Raw genomic sequence first — 14,067 nt, forward strand, 5'->3', positions numbered from 1 at the left:
TTGTCTATGAAGGATTTGGGACACTCACCGTCCCAAATCCTTCATAGACGCGGACGGCTGCCTCCGGGCCGACCACCTGCGCGCTCCGGCCTACTGACGGCAGCGCTTCCCGCTGTTGACGCACTTCACGAGCTGGTTCATCAGGCACTGCGACATGACGTTCGCGAAGTCGTCGTGGTCGGAGCGCGGGTTGTGCTTCTCCTGCGCGAACGCGTCGACCGCGTAGTGCCCGTCGGCCTGGATGTCCGGCGGGATGTTGTACACCAGGGTGATCCGCAGCTGCGGCACGTTCTTGAAGCCGCGCGGGCATTTCCCGTCGCGGTCGGAGAACACGATATGCGTGCGGTGGTTGGCGCTGTCGGTGTTCTTCCCGTCCCAGCAGTTCGGGAACGAGTGGACGCGGGTGACCTTGCTGCCCCGCGGGCAGATCGGGTACAGCTCGGTGAGCCTGTCCTCGAATCCACCGCAGGTCCAGCTGGCCCGGGCGTTGGCGGGGCCGTTGGTGGTCTGCTTGGCGTCGCCGTAGAGCACCCGCAGGAACTTCGGCATCGCGACGACCTTGCGGGCACCGCCGCTGGTGAACGTCAGGTCCACCTTCTCGGGGCGCTGGATCTCGCCCTTGTTGTCGCCGATCTCGTTATTGTCGTTGGCGGGCGGCAGATCGGCGGCCTTGCCGTCGGCCTTCTTCCGCTCGACGTCGCCGGTCTTGTTGACGTTGCTGTTCTCGCCGCCGTTGTCGAGGCCGCCTTCACCGTTCTGCTTCACCGCGCAGCCGGTGAGCTGGTCGTCGGGCTTCGCGACCGGTTTGCCCGCCTGCTTCATCTGGTCGCTGATCTTCTTGATCGACGACTTCCGCATGTTCTTCAGCTCGTCGAGTACCTGGGTGGCCTGTTTTCCTTGCGCCAGCTGGTTGTTCGCGTTGTCGACGTCCTGGTCGATCTTGATGAGGGCTTCGTTGACCGCGGCCATGGACTGGTCGGGGACCTCTTCGAGTTCGCTGACGACGTCGGGGCAGTCGGCCTGCGGGGAAGCTTCGTCCTTGGCCGCGTTCTCGCGGTCGTCGGCGAGCTTTTCCTCGTTCGCCGCCTCGTTTTCTTCCTCTTCCTCGGTGTCGACCCGGATGACCGGCCAGAAGTAAGCCGACTTGTCACCGTTCTTGCAGGTGGTGCCCGCGCGGGAAAGGCTCTTGTTGTTCGAGTCCGCGTTGGTCGAGAGGTTCCCGACGTAGTCGTGCAAGTGCTCGGCTCCATTGCGGACACCGGGCTGCGCGATGAAGTTGTCGCCGTTGAAGTGGCCGTTCTCGTTGCGGCCACAGTCGACCGTGAACGTCCCTCGTGCGCCTCGTTTCGCGAGGTCGAGGTTGACGTTGGTGCCGCGGGCGACCTTCGTGATGTCGATGAAGAACGCCTTGTCCGCGCTGTCGGCCCTGGCCGCGCCGGGGGTTCCGGTCGTGTTCACCACGACGATCCCGCCGACGGCGAGGGACAGCGCGATGGCGCCGGTGGCGACCTTGGTACGGCGCGCCATGCGGTGGCGGCCGGCGGTTCTCGGTTTACGGGGCATGAAATTGTTCACCTCGTTCGGTGTCGTTGCACGGAGTCCGGGGGATGCGTCACCGGCATCGCCGGCGTCACTGACTCCGTGTTGGCTGAAACGGCTCCAGCCCGACCCCGGTTCAAAACGCGACCTTGCCGTTATGCTTTCGTTACCTTCCGGCGGCGGTGATAGGCGAGTGTGAGGACGACGATGATCGGCCCCCAGAGCGCGAGCGGAGCGACGCACACGGTTGCCAGCACTTCCCAGCCGTCGCTGACGTAGTCGACGTTTTCGACCACGCCGAACACGGTCAGCTGGTGGCCGCCGAGCGGGACCGAGGTGAACAGCGCGGTCAGGACCAGGCCACCGACGATGGCGGGAACGACGGCCGCCATCGGCCGGACGGGTTTGCCGCCGATGAACGGGATCCAGCGGGGTGCCACCTCACCCCAGCCGCGGACCAGCCCGATGGCCAGGATCGCGGTCAATTCGGAGAGCACGCTCAGGGTGAGGACGTACGGGATGCTCAGCCAGAGCGGCGGCATTCCGCGATCGTGGATCTGCCCCATTTCGCAGTGCAAGGCGAAGGGCAGCCGCCACAGACACGACGGCAGCAAAAGCCAGGGAAGCGCGTAGGCCAGACGCATCGCCCAGCGGGGAACCGGCCGTTCGGTGTCACTGACGGCCGGGGGCGAGTGCGGGATCTTCATGAGGTCGATGTTCGTGCGGCGAGCGTTCCGAAAGATCACTCGCGCGGACCGGTTCGCTCCCTCTCGAAGGTGAGCACGCGAAAAGCCCGGCCTCGGGGCAGTCGAGGCCGGGCCGGTTCCCGCGGGTCAGACGTCCACCTTGTCCTTGGGCTCCGCCTCGGGGGCGACGGGACGGGCGGGCAGGAAACGCTTGAGCAACGGGAAGAACAGGATCACCAGGATGATCACGTAGACCACGATCGAGAACGGGGTGTTGAACAGCCCGCCGAGACCGCCGTCGCTCAGTTGCAGTGCGCGCCGCATCTGCTGTTCGGCGGCCGGGCCGAGGATGACGCCGATGATCGCCGGCAGCACCGGCAGGCCGTAGCGGCGCATCGCGAAACCGAGCAGGCCGATCACGAACATCACCAGCAGGTCGAAGATGTCCGCGTTCACCGCGTAGGCACCGACACTGGCGAAGAACAGGATGCCCGCGTAGAGGTACGGACGCGGGATCCGCAGCAGCTTCACCCACAGCGGCGCCAGCGGCAGGTTCAGCACCAGTAGCAGCGTCAGCCCGACGAACAGCGAGGCGATCAGGCCCCACACCAGCGAAGACTCCCGCTCGAACAGCAGCGGTCCCGGCTGGATGCCGTACTGCTGGAACGCCGCCAGCATCACGGCCGCGACCGCGGTGGTCGGGAGGCCCAGCGTCAGCATCGAAACCAGCGTCCCGGCGGCGGACGCCGAAGCGGTCGCCTCCGGACCCGCGACACCTTCGATGGCACCCTTGCCGAACTCGTCCTTGTGCTTCGAGAGCCGCTTTTCCGTGACATACGAGAGGAACGTCGGGATCTCGGCGCCACCGGCGGGCACCGCGCCGAACGGGAAACCGATGAGCGGTCCGCGCAGCCACGGCTTCCAGGTCCGCTTGAGGTCGGCGCGCGAAAGCCACGGCCTGCCGACCGGGATCGGTTTGAACGCGTTGCGCCGCAGATGCGCGGCGACCCACAGCGACTCGCCGACCGCGAACAACGCGACCGCCACGATCACGACGTCGATGCCGTCGGCCAAGTGCAGTGAGCCGAAGGTCAGGCGCTGCTGGCCGGTCATCTCGTCCAGGCCGACCAGTCCGATGGTGAGCCCGATCAGCAGCGACGCCACCCCGCGGATCCGGGAACTGCCGAGCACCGAGGTGACCGCGATGAACGCCAGCACCATGATCGCGAACAGGTCCGGCGCGCCGATGTCGACGGCGTGTTTCGCGATCACCGGTGCCAGCACGACCAGCGCGATCGTGCCGAGGATGCCGCCGACGAAGTGGCCGATCGCGGCCGCCGCCAGCGCTTGCGCCCCGCGTCCCTTGCGGGCCATGGGATTGCCGTCGATGGCCGCGACGACCGCCGCGCTCTCGCCGGGGGTGTTCAGCAGGATCGACGTCGTCGAGCCGCCGAACATCCCGCCGTAGTAGATGCCGGCGAACATGATGAACGCGCCGGTGGGCTCCAGGCCGTAGGTCACCGGGAGCAGCAGGGCCACCGCCATGGCCGGGCCGATACCCGGCAGCACGCCGATCGCGGTGCCCAGCAGGACACCGATCGCCGCCATCGCGATATGGGCCGGGGTCAGCGCGGTGCCGAAGCCGTCGATGAGTTGCTGGAACATCAGAACACCTCCATCAACGGGCCACCGGGGAGCGGGACACCGAGCAGGTTGTTGAAGATCAGGAAGGTCACGACGGACAGGCCCGCCGCGATCAGCGGGTCACGGACCAGGTCGCGGCTGCCGAGCGCGTACGCCGCGCCCCAGAACAGGATCGCACCCGAGATCGGGAACCCGACCAGCCCGATCAGTGCCGCGTTGGCCAGGAAAGCACCGCACAGCAACAGAACCGTGCGCATGTCGGCGGGCTCGGTGAGGTCGATGTCCTCGCCGCCTTCGGCTTCACCCTTGCCGCCGCGCAGCACGTCGCGTGCCAGCAGCACCGCGACGATCAGCAGCAGCGAGCCGACCAGGATCGGCACCGCCTTCGGTCCCACCGGGCCGCGCTGGGCGAAGTCGGCAGGAATGCTCAGCGCGTCGGTCAGCACCAGCACGCCGAGCACCAGGAGTACGACGCTCACCCCAAGCTCGGAGCGCTCCTTCAGCCACGTGGTCGTCATGCCAGACCCAGCTCTTTCAGCACCGTTGCCACTCGAGTGTTCTCCTCTTTGAGAAACGAACCGAACTGCTCCCCGGGGGCGAACGCCCCGGTCCATCCGTTGCGCTGCAACGCTTCCTGCCACTGCGGTGTCTTCTGCAGCCGCTCGAACAAGCTCACCAGCTTCGCGCGGTCCGTGTCGCTGATCCCTGGCGGTGCGACGATGCCGCGCCAGTTGGTGAACTTCACGTCCACCCCGGACTCCGAAAGCGTCGGCGCGTCGATGCCAGGGATCCGCTTCTCGCTGGTCACCGCCAGCACCCGAAGCGTCCCGGCCTGGATCTGGTCGCGGTACTCGCCGACACCCGAGACACCGAACGCGACCTTGCCGCCGAGTACCGACGCCAGCAGTTCCCCGCCGCCGTCGAACTGGACGTAGTTGACCTTTTTGGGTGCGAGCCCGACCGCCTTCGCCATCAGCATCGGCGCCAAGTGGTCCGGGCCGCCGGGCGACGAACCGCCGCCGACCTGGACCCCGCCCGGATCCGCCTTCCACGCCTCGATCAACTGACCGATCGACTGGTAGGGCGAGTCCTTGCCGACCACGACGATGTCCGACTCTTCGATCAGCTTCGCCACCGGCGTGGTGTCGAGCAGCGAAGACGGCGACTTGTTCGTGAACACGCTGCCGACGACGCCGAGCCCCATGGACATGACGAGTTTGCCGTTACCGCGTTCGGCCACCGTCCGGCCGAGGCCGACCGTGCCGCCCGCGCCGGGAAGGTTGAACACCTCCGCGTTGCCGAGCAGGTCCGCGTCCTCCATCGCCTTGGTCGCCGTGCGGGCCGTGATGTCGTAGCCGCCGCCGGGCGCGTTGGGTACGAGCACCCGAATCGACCGGATCTGCGCGCCGTCGTCGGCCTCGCTGCCCGGAGTGAGCAACGGTGGCACCAGCAAGACGGCGACAAGCGCCGCCGCGATGGCCAACCAGCTACTGGGCTTCACTGTGATCCCCGCCTCTCTTCCGCGTGGTTGGACATGGTGCACTCGTGTAAACAAAGATGTCCCGCTTGCGGGCCCAATGGTTGTTTTGTTCTTTCTGGTCACGAGGAGGTGGCGTATGGGTGGTCGTGGTTCGCTGGCCCGTCAGCTCCTCGCGTGGCAACTAGTAGTCGTCATCTGTCTACTGTGCGCGGTCGGCGTGCTGGCCGTCGTCCAGGCGGGGACCAGCTTCCGCACGACCGAGGGACGCCGGGCGCTTTCGGTCGCGGAGAGTGTCGCCGCGCAGGGCATTGTCGGTGACCTCGAAAACGGCCCCTTCGAACTCGCCGCGCCCGCGGAGACCGCGCGGAGCCTTTCCGGCGTGGACTTCGTCGTCATCGCCGACGCCGATCGCTACGTGCTCGCGTCACCGGATCCGGGCCAGTTGCGGTCCCTGCTCGGGATCGGGGAGAGCACTGTCCTTTCCGGACGATCGTGGGTCGGCGAACTCGACGGTTCGATCGTGGCGCACGTCCCGGTGCTCGACGAGAAGGGCGGCAAGGTGGTCCGCATGGTCGCGGCGGGTTCGAAGTCACCCGGCTTCTTCGCCGGTGTGCTCGACTCGCCGGACAACGCGCTGCGGGTGCTGGGTGTCGCGCTCGTGATCGGCGTGAGCGGTTCGCTGCTGCTGGCACGCCGGGTCAAGAACCAGACGCTCGGCCTGGAGCCGCACGAGATCACCGCGCTGGTGGAGAACCGGGAAGCGCTCTTGCACGGCATCAAAGAGGGCGTCGTCGGGCTGGATCCGCAGCACCGGATCACGCTGGTGAACGACCACGCCCGCGCGTTGCTGGCACTGCCGGAGGACGCCGTCGGGCGGTCGGTCGAAGACCTCGACCTCAACGAACGGATCCGCGACGTGCTCACCGGACGCGCGACCGGCGCCGACCAGATCGTGCTGCGGGAGGGGAAGGTCCTGACGCTGAACCGGATGCCGATCGACGTGCGTGGTGCCGTCGTGACCCTGCGGGACCGCACCGATCTCATGACACTGCGGGACGAACTCGACGCCAGCAAACACGCCACGGACACCCTGCGCGCGCAGGCGCACGAATTCAGCAACCGCCTGCACACGATTTCGGGGCTGCTCGAACTCGAGGAATACGAAGAGGTACGCGGGTACGTCAGCCGGATCAGTTCGGCGCAGGGAGAGTGGCGTGCGGAGGTCGGCGCGCGGATCGGTGACCCGGCGGTGGCGGCGCTGCTGATCGCGAAGGCGTCGCTGGCCGCCGAACGCGGCGTCGGGCTGCGGATGGCGCCGGACGGCGAACTGGACCGCGTCGAGGACGCGCTGTCCACGGATTTGGTGACAGTACTGGGAAACCTCGTCGACAACGCACTCGACGCGCTCGGGGGTGAGCGCGGCTGGATCGAGGTCGGCGTATGGCAGGAGGATGACGAAGTGCGTGTGGAGGTCCGCGATTCCGGGCCCGGTGTCGCCCCGGAGATCGCCGAAGAGGTGTTCGAGCACGGCTTCACCACGAAGGCCGCGGCACACGGGCAGCGCGGGCTGGGGCTGGCACTGATCCGGCAGGCCTGCGTCCGGCGGGGTGGTTCCGTCGAAGTGCACAACGAAGACGGCGCGGTGTTCACGGCAAGGCTTCCGCGATGATCCGGGTGCTCGTCGTCGACGACGACTTCATGGTCGCGAAAGTCCACAGTGGATACGTCTCCCGCACGGAGGGATTCGCCGTCGTCGGGGTCGCGCACACCGGCGCCGACGCGCTCCGGCTGGCGCGGGAATTGAAACCGGATCTGGTGCTGCTGGACGTCTACCTCCCCGACCTCGACGGGCTTTCCGTGCTGCGCGAGCTCCGGGCGACCGAGGACGTCGACGTCATCCTGATCACCGCCGCCACCGACGTCGAGACCGTGCGGCAGGCGATGCGGGGCGGGGTGCTGCACTATCTGATCAAACCGTTCGAGTACGCGTCCCTGCGTGATCAGCTCACCCATTTCGCCACGCTGCACCGGCGGCTGGACCGGCTGGCCGAAGCCGGGCAGGCCGACGTCGACCAGGTTTTCGGTGCGCGGCCGAACGCGAAACCCGTGCTGCCCAAGGGACTCACCGCCGAAACCGCGCGGCTGGTGGAGACCGCGCTGCGTGGCGCGCCGGGCGGGATGTCCGCGAGTGAATGCGCCGAGGCGACCGGCGTCGCGCGGGTGAGCGCGCGCCGGTACCTCGAGCATTTCGTGGCGACCGGGAAGGCCGGGGTGAACCTCAAATACGGCGGGACGGGACGGCCCGAGCGGCGTTACCTGTGGAGCTGACGGGCCGGTAGCCGACGACTTCCGTGGACAGCAGGCCCTCCCCGCGGGTCAGTCCTGGCAGTTGCCGGTCGAACCGGTGCACCTCGCCGGTCGGCAGGGTGCCACCCAGTTCGGCCCGCGTGCCGAGGATCCTGGATTCGGTCACCAGCCCGCCGAGTTCGGCCAGCCGGGAGAGTGTCGTGCTCACGGCGTCGGCAGGCAGTTCGATCTCGAACCGGCTGACCGGTTCCAGCACCTCGGTTCCGGCCTGTCGCAACGCTTCACCGAGAACGAGCGGGACGACCTTGCGGAAGTCACCCGCGGTGCTGACCGGGCTGGAGTACCCGGTGCGGGTCACCGTCACCGAGCAGTCGACGACCTCCCAGCCGCGCGGGCCACGCAGGAGCGCGGTCTCCACCGTTTCCTCGATCGCCTTGTGGAACGCCAGTGGCAGCGAGCCGAGTTCGACGGCCAGCCCGAAGGTCAGGCCCGAGCCCGGCGTACCCGGTCCGGCGCGCAGACCGAGCGTGGCGAAATACGGATTCCGGCCGTCCCCGATCTCCCACACCGCTTCACCGGTGCCTGTCGGACGCTCGACGCAGACCGTCCGCGTCTCGCTGAACTCGACGGCGAGACCACGCTGTCCGGCGAGGATCTCCCCGATGACCTCCTTCTGCACCTCGCCGTAGAGCCGCACGGTGATCCGCCGCGTCTCGTCGTCCTGCGCGACGGTGATCAGCGGGTCCAGTTCCGCCAGTTCCCGCAGACCGGCGTACAACGCGCGAGGATCTCCCGCGCTCACCACGGTTTCCAAGCCGGGCGGGGGAAAGTGTGTTGCTTCCGCGCCGGCGTCCGCGACGCCGATCCGGTCGCCGACGCGGATCTCCTTGAGCCCGCTGATCTTGGCGATCCGCCCGGCTCCCGCGATGCCTTCGACGGTGTCCACCCCGCGTTCGAAGATCCGTACCGCGGTGACCTTCCCGTCGAAAGCGAGCAGCCCGCCGGGGCCGGGCCGGTGGAACCGGACGAGGTCGCGTGCCCGCAGTTCACCGGAGAAAACCCGGACATAGGCGATCTTTTCGCCCGCGTCACCGCGTTCGATCTTGAACACGCTCGCACGCAGTTCGTCGTCCGGCGCCGGTTTCGCCGCCCCGCCGAGGAAGTCGCGGATCCCGGCGGTCACCTCGGCGACGCCGTCCCCGGTGCGGGCGGAGCCGAAGAACACCGGTGAGACGAGGCCGAGCCGGGTCTGGCGGATGAGTTCCGCCCGGTGGTCCCGGGTCGTCAGCGTGTCTTCGAGGTACGCGGAGAGAAAGGCGTCACTGTTCTCGGAAAGCGTTTCGGCGAGTTCCGCGGACGGCATTTCGGAGACGGCGCCGCACTTCAGGCCGAGCCGTTCGGCCAGTTCGGCGACGAGGCTTTCGCGCCGGGCGCCGACCCGGTCGATCTTGTTCACGAAGACCAGGACGGGCAAGCGCAGCCGCGCGACGGCACGCATCAGCACCCTGGTCTGGGCCTGCACGCCTTCCACCGCCGAGACGACAAGGACGACACCGTCGAGGACCCGCAGGGCGCGTTCGACCTCGGCGATGAAGTCCGGATGGCCCGGCGTGTCGATCAAGTTGACCCGCACGTCGTCCAGGGCGAACGACACGACGGCCGAGCGGATGGTGATACCGCGGCGGCGTTCCAGCTCCATCGAATCGGTCTGGGTGTCACCGTCGTCGACCCGGCCGATCCGGTCGATGACACCCGCCCGGTGGAGCAGCCGCTCGGTGAGGCTGGTCTTACCGGCGTCGATGTGGGCGAGGATTCCGATGTTCACATGCTTCATGGAGGAATGGCTCCAGTGCTGTCGAAAGGTCCATACGACTCGGGGACACGACAGCGCACCTCACGCCATTCTCCTTTCGGCCGGCCATCTTCCACTCGCGACCCTACCGCAGATCCCCCGCTCCGGCACCCCTCTGTCCACAGAGGACACCTGCCTCGCAACTAGAGGACTAATTGCGGACGTGCTGGACCCTCGACACTCGCAACTAGAGGACTAATTGCGGGGGAGGGGAGGGAGGGGTCAGGCCAGCAGGTCGTTCAGTTCGCCGTAGCCGACGGCTTCCTCCAGCCGCGAGTACGTGCCGGTCGAGAACAACTCGCGGGCGCTCTCCCGCGCGACGGCGTACGCGGCCTGGCTGATGCCGGAACCGACGCTCACCCGCGCGACCCCGAGCGCGGCCAGTTCCTTGACGCTCGGCGCGCCAGGGTGGGCCATCACGTTCACCGGCGCGTCGATGCCCTCGACGAGTGCGGTGATCACGGCCGGATCGATGACGCCGGGGACGAAGATCCCGTCCGCGCCCGCCGCCAGATACGCGGTGGCGCGCTCCAGCGTCTCCGGCACCCCGCCGAGCCCCCTCAGGAAGGTGTCGATCCGGGCGTTGATGAAGACCTCGCCGCTCGCCGCGCGGGCCGCCGCCAGCCGCGGGACTACCTCTTCGGGCGGCCGTGGACCGTCCTCGATGTTGATCCCGGCCGCGCCCGCGGCCACCACCGCCGCGACGGTTTCGGTGACACCGGCGGGCGTGTCCGCGTAGCCGCCCTCGATGTCCGCGGTCACCGGAACCGTTGTCACGCGGGCGATCCGGGCGATCAGGTCCACAGCGAGATCGCGGCCGAGCAGGTCGCCGTCGGGGGTGCCGAGGCTCCAGGCCACCCCGGCGCTGGTGGTGGCGATCGCCGCGGCGCCCGCGTCCTCGATGATCCGGGCGCTCGCGACGTCCCACGCGTTGGCCAGCACCAGCGGGCTCGACGGGAGGTGCAGGGAACGGAACAGCCGGGCGTTGTCGTTCGTCATGCCGCCATCCCAGCAGTTATGCGACATCCTGGTCTGGCGGTTTCGCGACATCGACGTCGGCGCGGAGCCCGGCGATCAGACGGGAGAGACCGTATTCGAAGGAGGTGGCCGGATCCTCGCCGTGGTCGACAGCCGAGTCGCTCTCGACGTGCTGTTGTTCGTCGAGGGCGCAGCCGAGGGTGTACCGGCTGATGGCGAGGATCGCGTGCGTCGCGTCCTGCTCGGTGAAACCGGCCTCCAGTAACGGTTTGATCAGCGGCGTCATCGCCGACCGCTCGGTCGGGCGGGAGCCGGCGTGCAGGCGGGCGCCGTCCCGGTAGGACAGGAGGGTGCGGCGGATGGTGCGGGCGCGCCGGGTCAGCCACTCGGCCCAGTCACACATCGCCGCGGGATCGTCCAGCGGGGCGAGGTTGCCGTCCAGCATGGTTTCGGCCATCCGGTCGAGCAACGCCTGCTTGCTCTTGAAATGCGTGTAGAGCGCGGGACCCCGCACGCCGAGTTTCTCGCCGAGTTTGCGCAGGCTCAATCCGTCCAGCCCGACCTCGTCGAGGAGTTCGAGCGCGGCTCGAACGTAGCCATCCCGTCTCACGACCATGCGCACACCTTCGCCGGTCCTCATCGGACTTGACAAGCCGAGAAGATCTTATCATCGTTAAGATCTTAACATCGATAAGAACGGCTGGTGGGATGATCGGGCGTACCGATGACGAGCGCATCGCCCCCGCTTTGTGGGGGATGGCTTCGATCTTGACCCTCGGTGGGTTCCTGTCGATGTTCACGTCGACCGTCGTCAACGTCGCGCTCGGCACGATCGCGGCGGAGTTCCATGCCCCGCTCGGCACCGCGCAGTGGATCGCCACCGGTTACCTGGTCGCCCTCGCCGCGATGGTGCCGGTGAGCGGCTGGGCGAGCCGTCGCTTCGGGGCGACGAGGCTCTGGTTGGTGTGTGTCGGCTTGTTCACGGTGTTCTCCGCGCTTTGCGCGACGGCGACGTCGATCGAGGCGCTGATCGTTTTCCGGGTCCTGCAAGGCGCCGCGGGCGGACTGCTGGTCCCGGCCGGGCAGATCCTGTTCGCGGTGACGGCGGGGCCGAAGCGGCTCGGCCGGATGATGGCCGTGCTGAGCATCCCGATCTATCTCGCGCCGGTGCTCGGCACGCTGGGCGGCAGCGTGCTCACCGAAGGGCTCGGCGTGCCGTGGCTGTTCCTGGTGAACGTGCCGATCTCGGTGCTCAGCCTGCTGCTGGGCCGGAAATGGCTGCCGAGGCAGACCCCGGCGGGCGCCGAACCACTGGACCGGCGCGGTCTCCTGCTCACCGTGACCGGTCTGCCGTCGCTGGTGTACGGCGTCGCGGTAGGCGCCCCGATCCCGGCGATCGCCGGAGTCGTCCTGCTCGCCGTCTTCGCCGCCACCGCGTCGCGGTCACGTGCTCCGTTGCTCGATCTGCGGCTGTTCCGCGACCGCGCGTTCTCCTCGGCCGCCGCCGTCATCTTCGGCATGGGGGTCGCGCTGTTCGGCGCGATGATCGTCCTGCCGCTGTACTACCTCGACGTCCGGCACGAGAGCCTCGTCGCCACCGGGTTCCTGACCGCCCCACTGGCGCTCGGCACGGTGGCGGCACTTCCGCTCGCGGGCAGGCTGACCGACCGGATCGGCGGCGCCAGAGTGATCTTCGCCGGGCTGATCGTCACGATCATCGGGACGGTGCCGCTCGCACTGCTCACCGGGTCCGACGACTACTGGTGGCTCTCGGCCGTCCAGGTCGTCCGGGGCTGCGGCATCGGGCTGACCACGACACCGGCGCTCGCCGCGGGCCTGATGCTGGTGCCCAAGGACCGGATTTCCCACGCGATGCCCCTCTTCGCCATGTTGCAACGGATCGGCGGATCCTTCGGGACGTCGATCCTGACCGTGGTCGTCTCCACGGGCCTCGCCGCCACTCCCGGGGCCGCGGCGGCCATCGCGGACACCCACTGGTGGATCGTCGGGATCACCGCGATCGTGCTGATCCCGTCATGGATCCTGATGCGCACCGAAAAGTCCACAGTGGACTAGAAGTCCTCACGTGGGTTTGTTCCCGCCCGGGAGTCCCCGAGGGTTCCGAATGTCGTGAGCGAGTGTCCGCCGTGGCATTCGGGACAGGAAGTGGACAACGCCGTAGGCTCGGCTGAATGAGCACGGCATCCACCACGGAGCATCCGATGGTCGAAACCCGGCACCAGACCCAGTTGCTCACCCTGCTGCGGGACGAAGGCCCCATGTCCCGCGTCGAACTGGGGGAGCGGCTGGAGCTGCCGCGTGCCCGGGTGGGTGCCGAGGTCGCGCGCCTCGCCGAGGTCGGGCTCGTCGAAACCGCCGGTCCGTCGGCGAGCCGGGGCGGCAGGCGGTCGACGCTGGTGAGGCTGGCGGGAGACCTGCGCGTGCTGTCGGTCGACGTCGGCGCGACGTCGGTCGGGGTCGCCATCACCGACGCCTCGTGCGAAGTGCTGGTGCACACCGTCGAGGACTGCGACGTCCGGCAAGGACCGCACGCCGTCCTCAAACGCATCGCCGAACTGGCGGAGAAGATCCGCGAAGACGTCCCGGGCAAGTTGATCGCCGCCGGGATCGGTCTTCCCGGGCCGGTGAGCTTCGCCGAGGGCATGGCGGTCGCGCCGCCGATAATGCCCGGCTGGGACCGGTTCTCCGTGCGTGACCATCTCGGCGGACTGCTGGGCTGCCCGGTCACCGTCGACAACGATGTGAACTCGATGGCGCTCGGCGAACGGCACGCCGGGGTCGCCCGCTCCATCGACGACCTGGTGTTCGTCAAGATCGGTACCGGCATCGGCTGCGGGATCGTGTTCGGCGGCAAGGTCTACCGCGGCGTCGCCGGCACCGCGGGCGACATCGGGCACATCCGCCTCGACGACTACGGCCCGACCTGCGCCTGCGGTGAGACCGGCTGCCTCGAGGCGTACTTCGGCGGCGCCGCGTTGGCCCGCGACGGGCTGACGCTGGCCCGCAGCGGCCGGTCGGCGTACCTCGCCGACGTCGTCGCGGACCGCGGAGCGATCACCGCGCAGGACGTCGGCCGCGCGGCCGCTTCCGGCGACTTCGGCGCGGTCAACCTCATTCGCGACGGCGGGCGGCGGCTCGGCCAGGTGGTCGCTTCACTGGTGAGTTTCGTGAACCCGGGCATGGTCGTGATCGGCGGCGGCGTGGCGCAGCTGGGGCACCAGCTGCTCGCCGAGATCCGCAGCGCCGTCTACCGGCGGTCGCTGCCGCTGGCGACCGGGAACCTGCCGATCGTGCTGTCCGAACTCGGCGACACCGCCGGGGTCATCGGCGCCGCCTGGTCGGCTACGGACCGGGCCTTCACGCTCAGTAGCTGAGTGGGCCGGGTGTCGTGAGTGATTCGGGTCGTTAGGGCCAAGAGTGTCTTGGGTCCCTACTGGATTTGGCTGCGGGGCTGATCGTGGGTCAGGTCCGTGAAGGTCTCCTTGCCTAGGTACGTGAAGGCCCCCTTCCTTGCGCTAGGCGCAAGGAAGGGGGCCTTCCTGTACTGGGGAAGGTGTGAA

At 68.4% G+C, this 14,067-nt stretch carries 12 protein-coding genes; 4 read left to right on the plus strand and 8 right to left on the minus strand.

Features of this window, described 5'->3' with window-relative positions:
- Positions 1–90: 90 nt before the first annotated feature.
- The 5 genes from AB0M65_RS34860 to AB0M65_RS34880 all read right to left on the minus strand — a co-directional run bounded on the left by AB0M65_RS34860 (position 91) and on the right by AB0M65_RS34880 (position 5,352).
- Positions 91–1,527, minus strand: a complete 1,437-nt coding sequence (locus AB0M65_RS34860; RefSeq protein ID WP_364037656.1) for a DUF1996 domain-containing protein — start codon at positions 1,525–1,527, stop codon at positions 91–93.
- A 167-nt stretch (positions 1,528–1,694) separates the two neighbouring features.
- Positions 1,695–2,246: a hypothetical protein gene (locus AB0M65_RS34865; RefSeq protein ID WP_364037627.1), complete on the minus strand. Its 552-nt coding sequence runs from the start codon at positions 2,244–2,246 to the stop codon at positions 1,695–1,697.
- A gap of 126 nt (positions 2,247–2,372) precedes the next feature.
- On the minus strand, positions 2,373–3,890 hold the full coding sequence (locus AB0M65_RS34870; protein WP_364037630.1) for a tripartite tricarboxylate transporter permease: 1,518 nt from the start codon (positions 3,888–3,890) through the stop codon (positions 2,373–2,375).
- Complete coding sequence (locus tag AB0M65_RS34875; RefSeq protein ID WP_364037633.1) at positions 3,890–4,387, minus strand: tripartite tricarboxylate transporter TctB family protein; 498 nt, start codon at positions 4,385–4,387, stop codon at positions 3,890–3,892. The genes AB0M65_RS34870 and AB0M65_RS34875 overlap by 1 nt, the downstream gene beginning before the upstream one ends.
- On the minus strand, positions 4,384–5,352 hold the full coding sequence (locus AB0M65_RS34880) for a tripartite tricarboxylate transporter substrate-binding protein (RefSeq protein WP_364037659.1): 969 nt from the start codon (positions 5,350–5,352) through the stop codon (positions 4,384–4,386). Before AB0M65_RS34880 ends, AB0M65_RS34875 begins: the two co-directional genes overlap by 4 nt.
- A gap of 133 nt (positions 5,353–5,485) precedes the next feature.
- Here AB0M65_RS34880 and AB0M65_RS34885 point away from each other — a divergent pair, with 133 nt between their 5' ends.
- The gene (locus tag AB0M65_RS34885) at positions 5,486–7,018 is read left to right on the plus strand and encodes a sensor histidine kinase (protein WP_364037636.1); all 1,533 of its coding nucleotides are present in this window, start codon (positions 5,486–5,488) and stop codon (positions 7,016–7,018) included.
- Complete coding sequence (locus AB0M65_RS34890; RefSeq protein ID WP_364037639.1) at positions 7,015–7,677, plus strand: response regulator; 663 nt, start codon at positions 7,015–7,017, stop codon at positions 7,675–7,677. The genes AB0M65_RS34885 and AB0M65_RS34890 overlap by 4 nt, the downstream gene beginning before the upstream one ends.
- On the opposite strand, the gene AB0M65_RS34895 is transcribed toward AB0M65_RS34890, so the two are convergent.
- From AB0M65_RS34895 to AB0M65_RS34905, 3 genes are all read right to left on the minus strand, one after another.
- Positions 7,628–9,490: a translation factor GTPase family protein gene (locus AB0M65_RS34895; RefSeq protein WP_364037642.1), complete on the minus strand. Its 1,863-nt coding sequence runs from the start codon at positions 9,488–9,490 to the stop codon at positions 7,628–7,630. The genes AB0M65_RS34890 and AB0M65_RS34895 overlap by 50 nt on opposite strands.
- 240 nt (positions 9,491–9,730) lie before the next feature.
- A complete protein-coding gene (locus tag AB0M65_RS34900) occupies positions 9,731–10,507 on the minus strand; it encodes an isocitrate lyase/phosphoenolpyruvate mutase family protein (protein WP_364037644.1) in 777 nt (258 codons plus the stop codon).
- A 16-nt stretch (positions 10,508–10,523) separates the two neighbouring features.
- Entirely contained in the window at positions 10,524–11,102 is a 579-nt protein-coding gene (locus AB0M65_RS34905) for a TetR/AcrR family transcriptional regulator C-terminal domain-containing protein (RefSeq protein WP_364037647.1), read from the minus strand.
- Positions 11,103–11,242: 140 nt separating this feature from the next.
- Between AB0M65_RS34905 and AB0M65_RS34910 the strand changes: the two genes are divergently transcribed.
- Positions 11,243–12,562, plus strand: coding sequence for a DHA2 family efflux MFS transporter permease subunit (locus tag AB0M65_RS34910; protein WP_364037650.1), 1,320 nt, complete (start codon positions 11,243–11,245; stop codon positions 12,560–12,562).
- Positions 12,563–12,678: 116 nt separating this feature from the next.
- Positions 12,679–13,881 carry an ROK family transcriptional regulator gene (locus AB0M65_RS34915; protein WP_364037653.1) on the plus strand — a complete coding sequence of 401 codons (1,203 nt, stop codon included), beginning with the start codon at positions 12,679–12,681 and terminating at the stop codon, positions 13,879–13,881.
- The last annotated feature ends 186 nt before the right edge of the window (positions 13,882–14,067 follow it).

Source organism: Amycolatopsis sp. NPDC051071, assembly GCF_040682875.1.
Classification (GTDB): Bacteria; Actinomycetota; Actinomycetes; order Mycobacteriales; family Pseudonocardiaceae; genus Amycolatopsis.

Coding starts and splice junctions, on each gene's coding strand:
- AB0M65_RS34885 (WP_364037636.1), top strand. CDS start 5,486: ATGGGTGGTCGTGGTTCGCTGGCCCGTCAGCTCCTCGCGTGGCAACTA.
- AB0M65_RS34865 (WP_364037627.1), bottom strand. CDS start 2,246: ATGAAGATCCCGCACTCGCCCCCGGCCGTCAGTGACACCGAACGGCCG.
- AB0M65_RS34860 (WP_364037656.1), bottom strand. CDS start 1,527: ATGGCGCGCCGTACCAAGGTCGCCACCGGCGCCATCGCGCTGTCCCTC.
- AB0M65_RS34910 (WP_364037650.1), top strand. CDS start 11,243: ATGGCTTCGATCTTGACCCTCGGTGGGTTCCTGTCGATGTTCACGTCG.
- AB0M65_RS34890 (WP_364037639.1), top strand. CDS start 7,015: ATGATCCGGGTGCTCGTCGTCGACGACGACTTCATGGTCGCGAAAGTC.
- AB0M65_RS34870 (WP_364037630.1), bottom strand. CDS start 3,890: ATGTTCCAGCAACTCATCGACGGCTTCGGCACCGCGCTGACCCCGGCC.
- AB0M65_RS34895 (WP_364037642.1), bottom strand. CDS start 9,490: ATGAAGCATGTGAACATCGGAATCCTCGCCCACATCGACGCCGGTAAG.
- AB0M65_RS34875 (WP_364037633.1), bottom strand. CDS start 4,387: ATGACGACCACGTGGCTGAAGGAGCGCTCCGAGCTTGGGGTGAGCGTC.
- AB0M65_RS34905 (WP_364037647.1), bottom strand. CDS start 11,102: ATGGTCGTGAGACGGGATGGCTACGTTCGAGCCGCGCTCGAACTCCTC.
- AB0M65_RS34900 (WP_364037644.1), bottom strand. CDS start 10,507: ATGACGAACGACAACGCCCGGCTGTTCCGTTCCCTGCACCTCCCGTCG.
- AB0M65_RS34915 (WP_364037653.1), top strand. CDS start 12,679: ATGAGCACGGCATCCACCACGGAGCATCCGATGGTCGAAACCCGGCAC.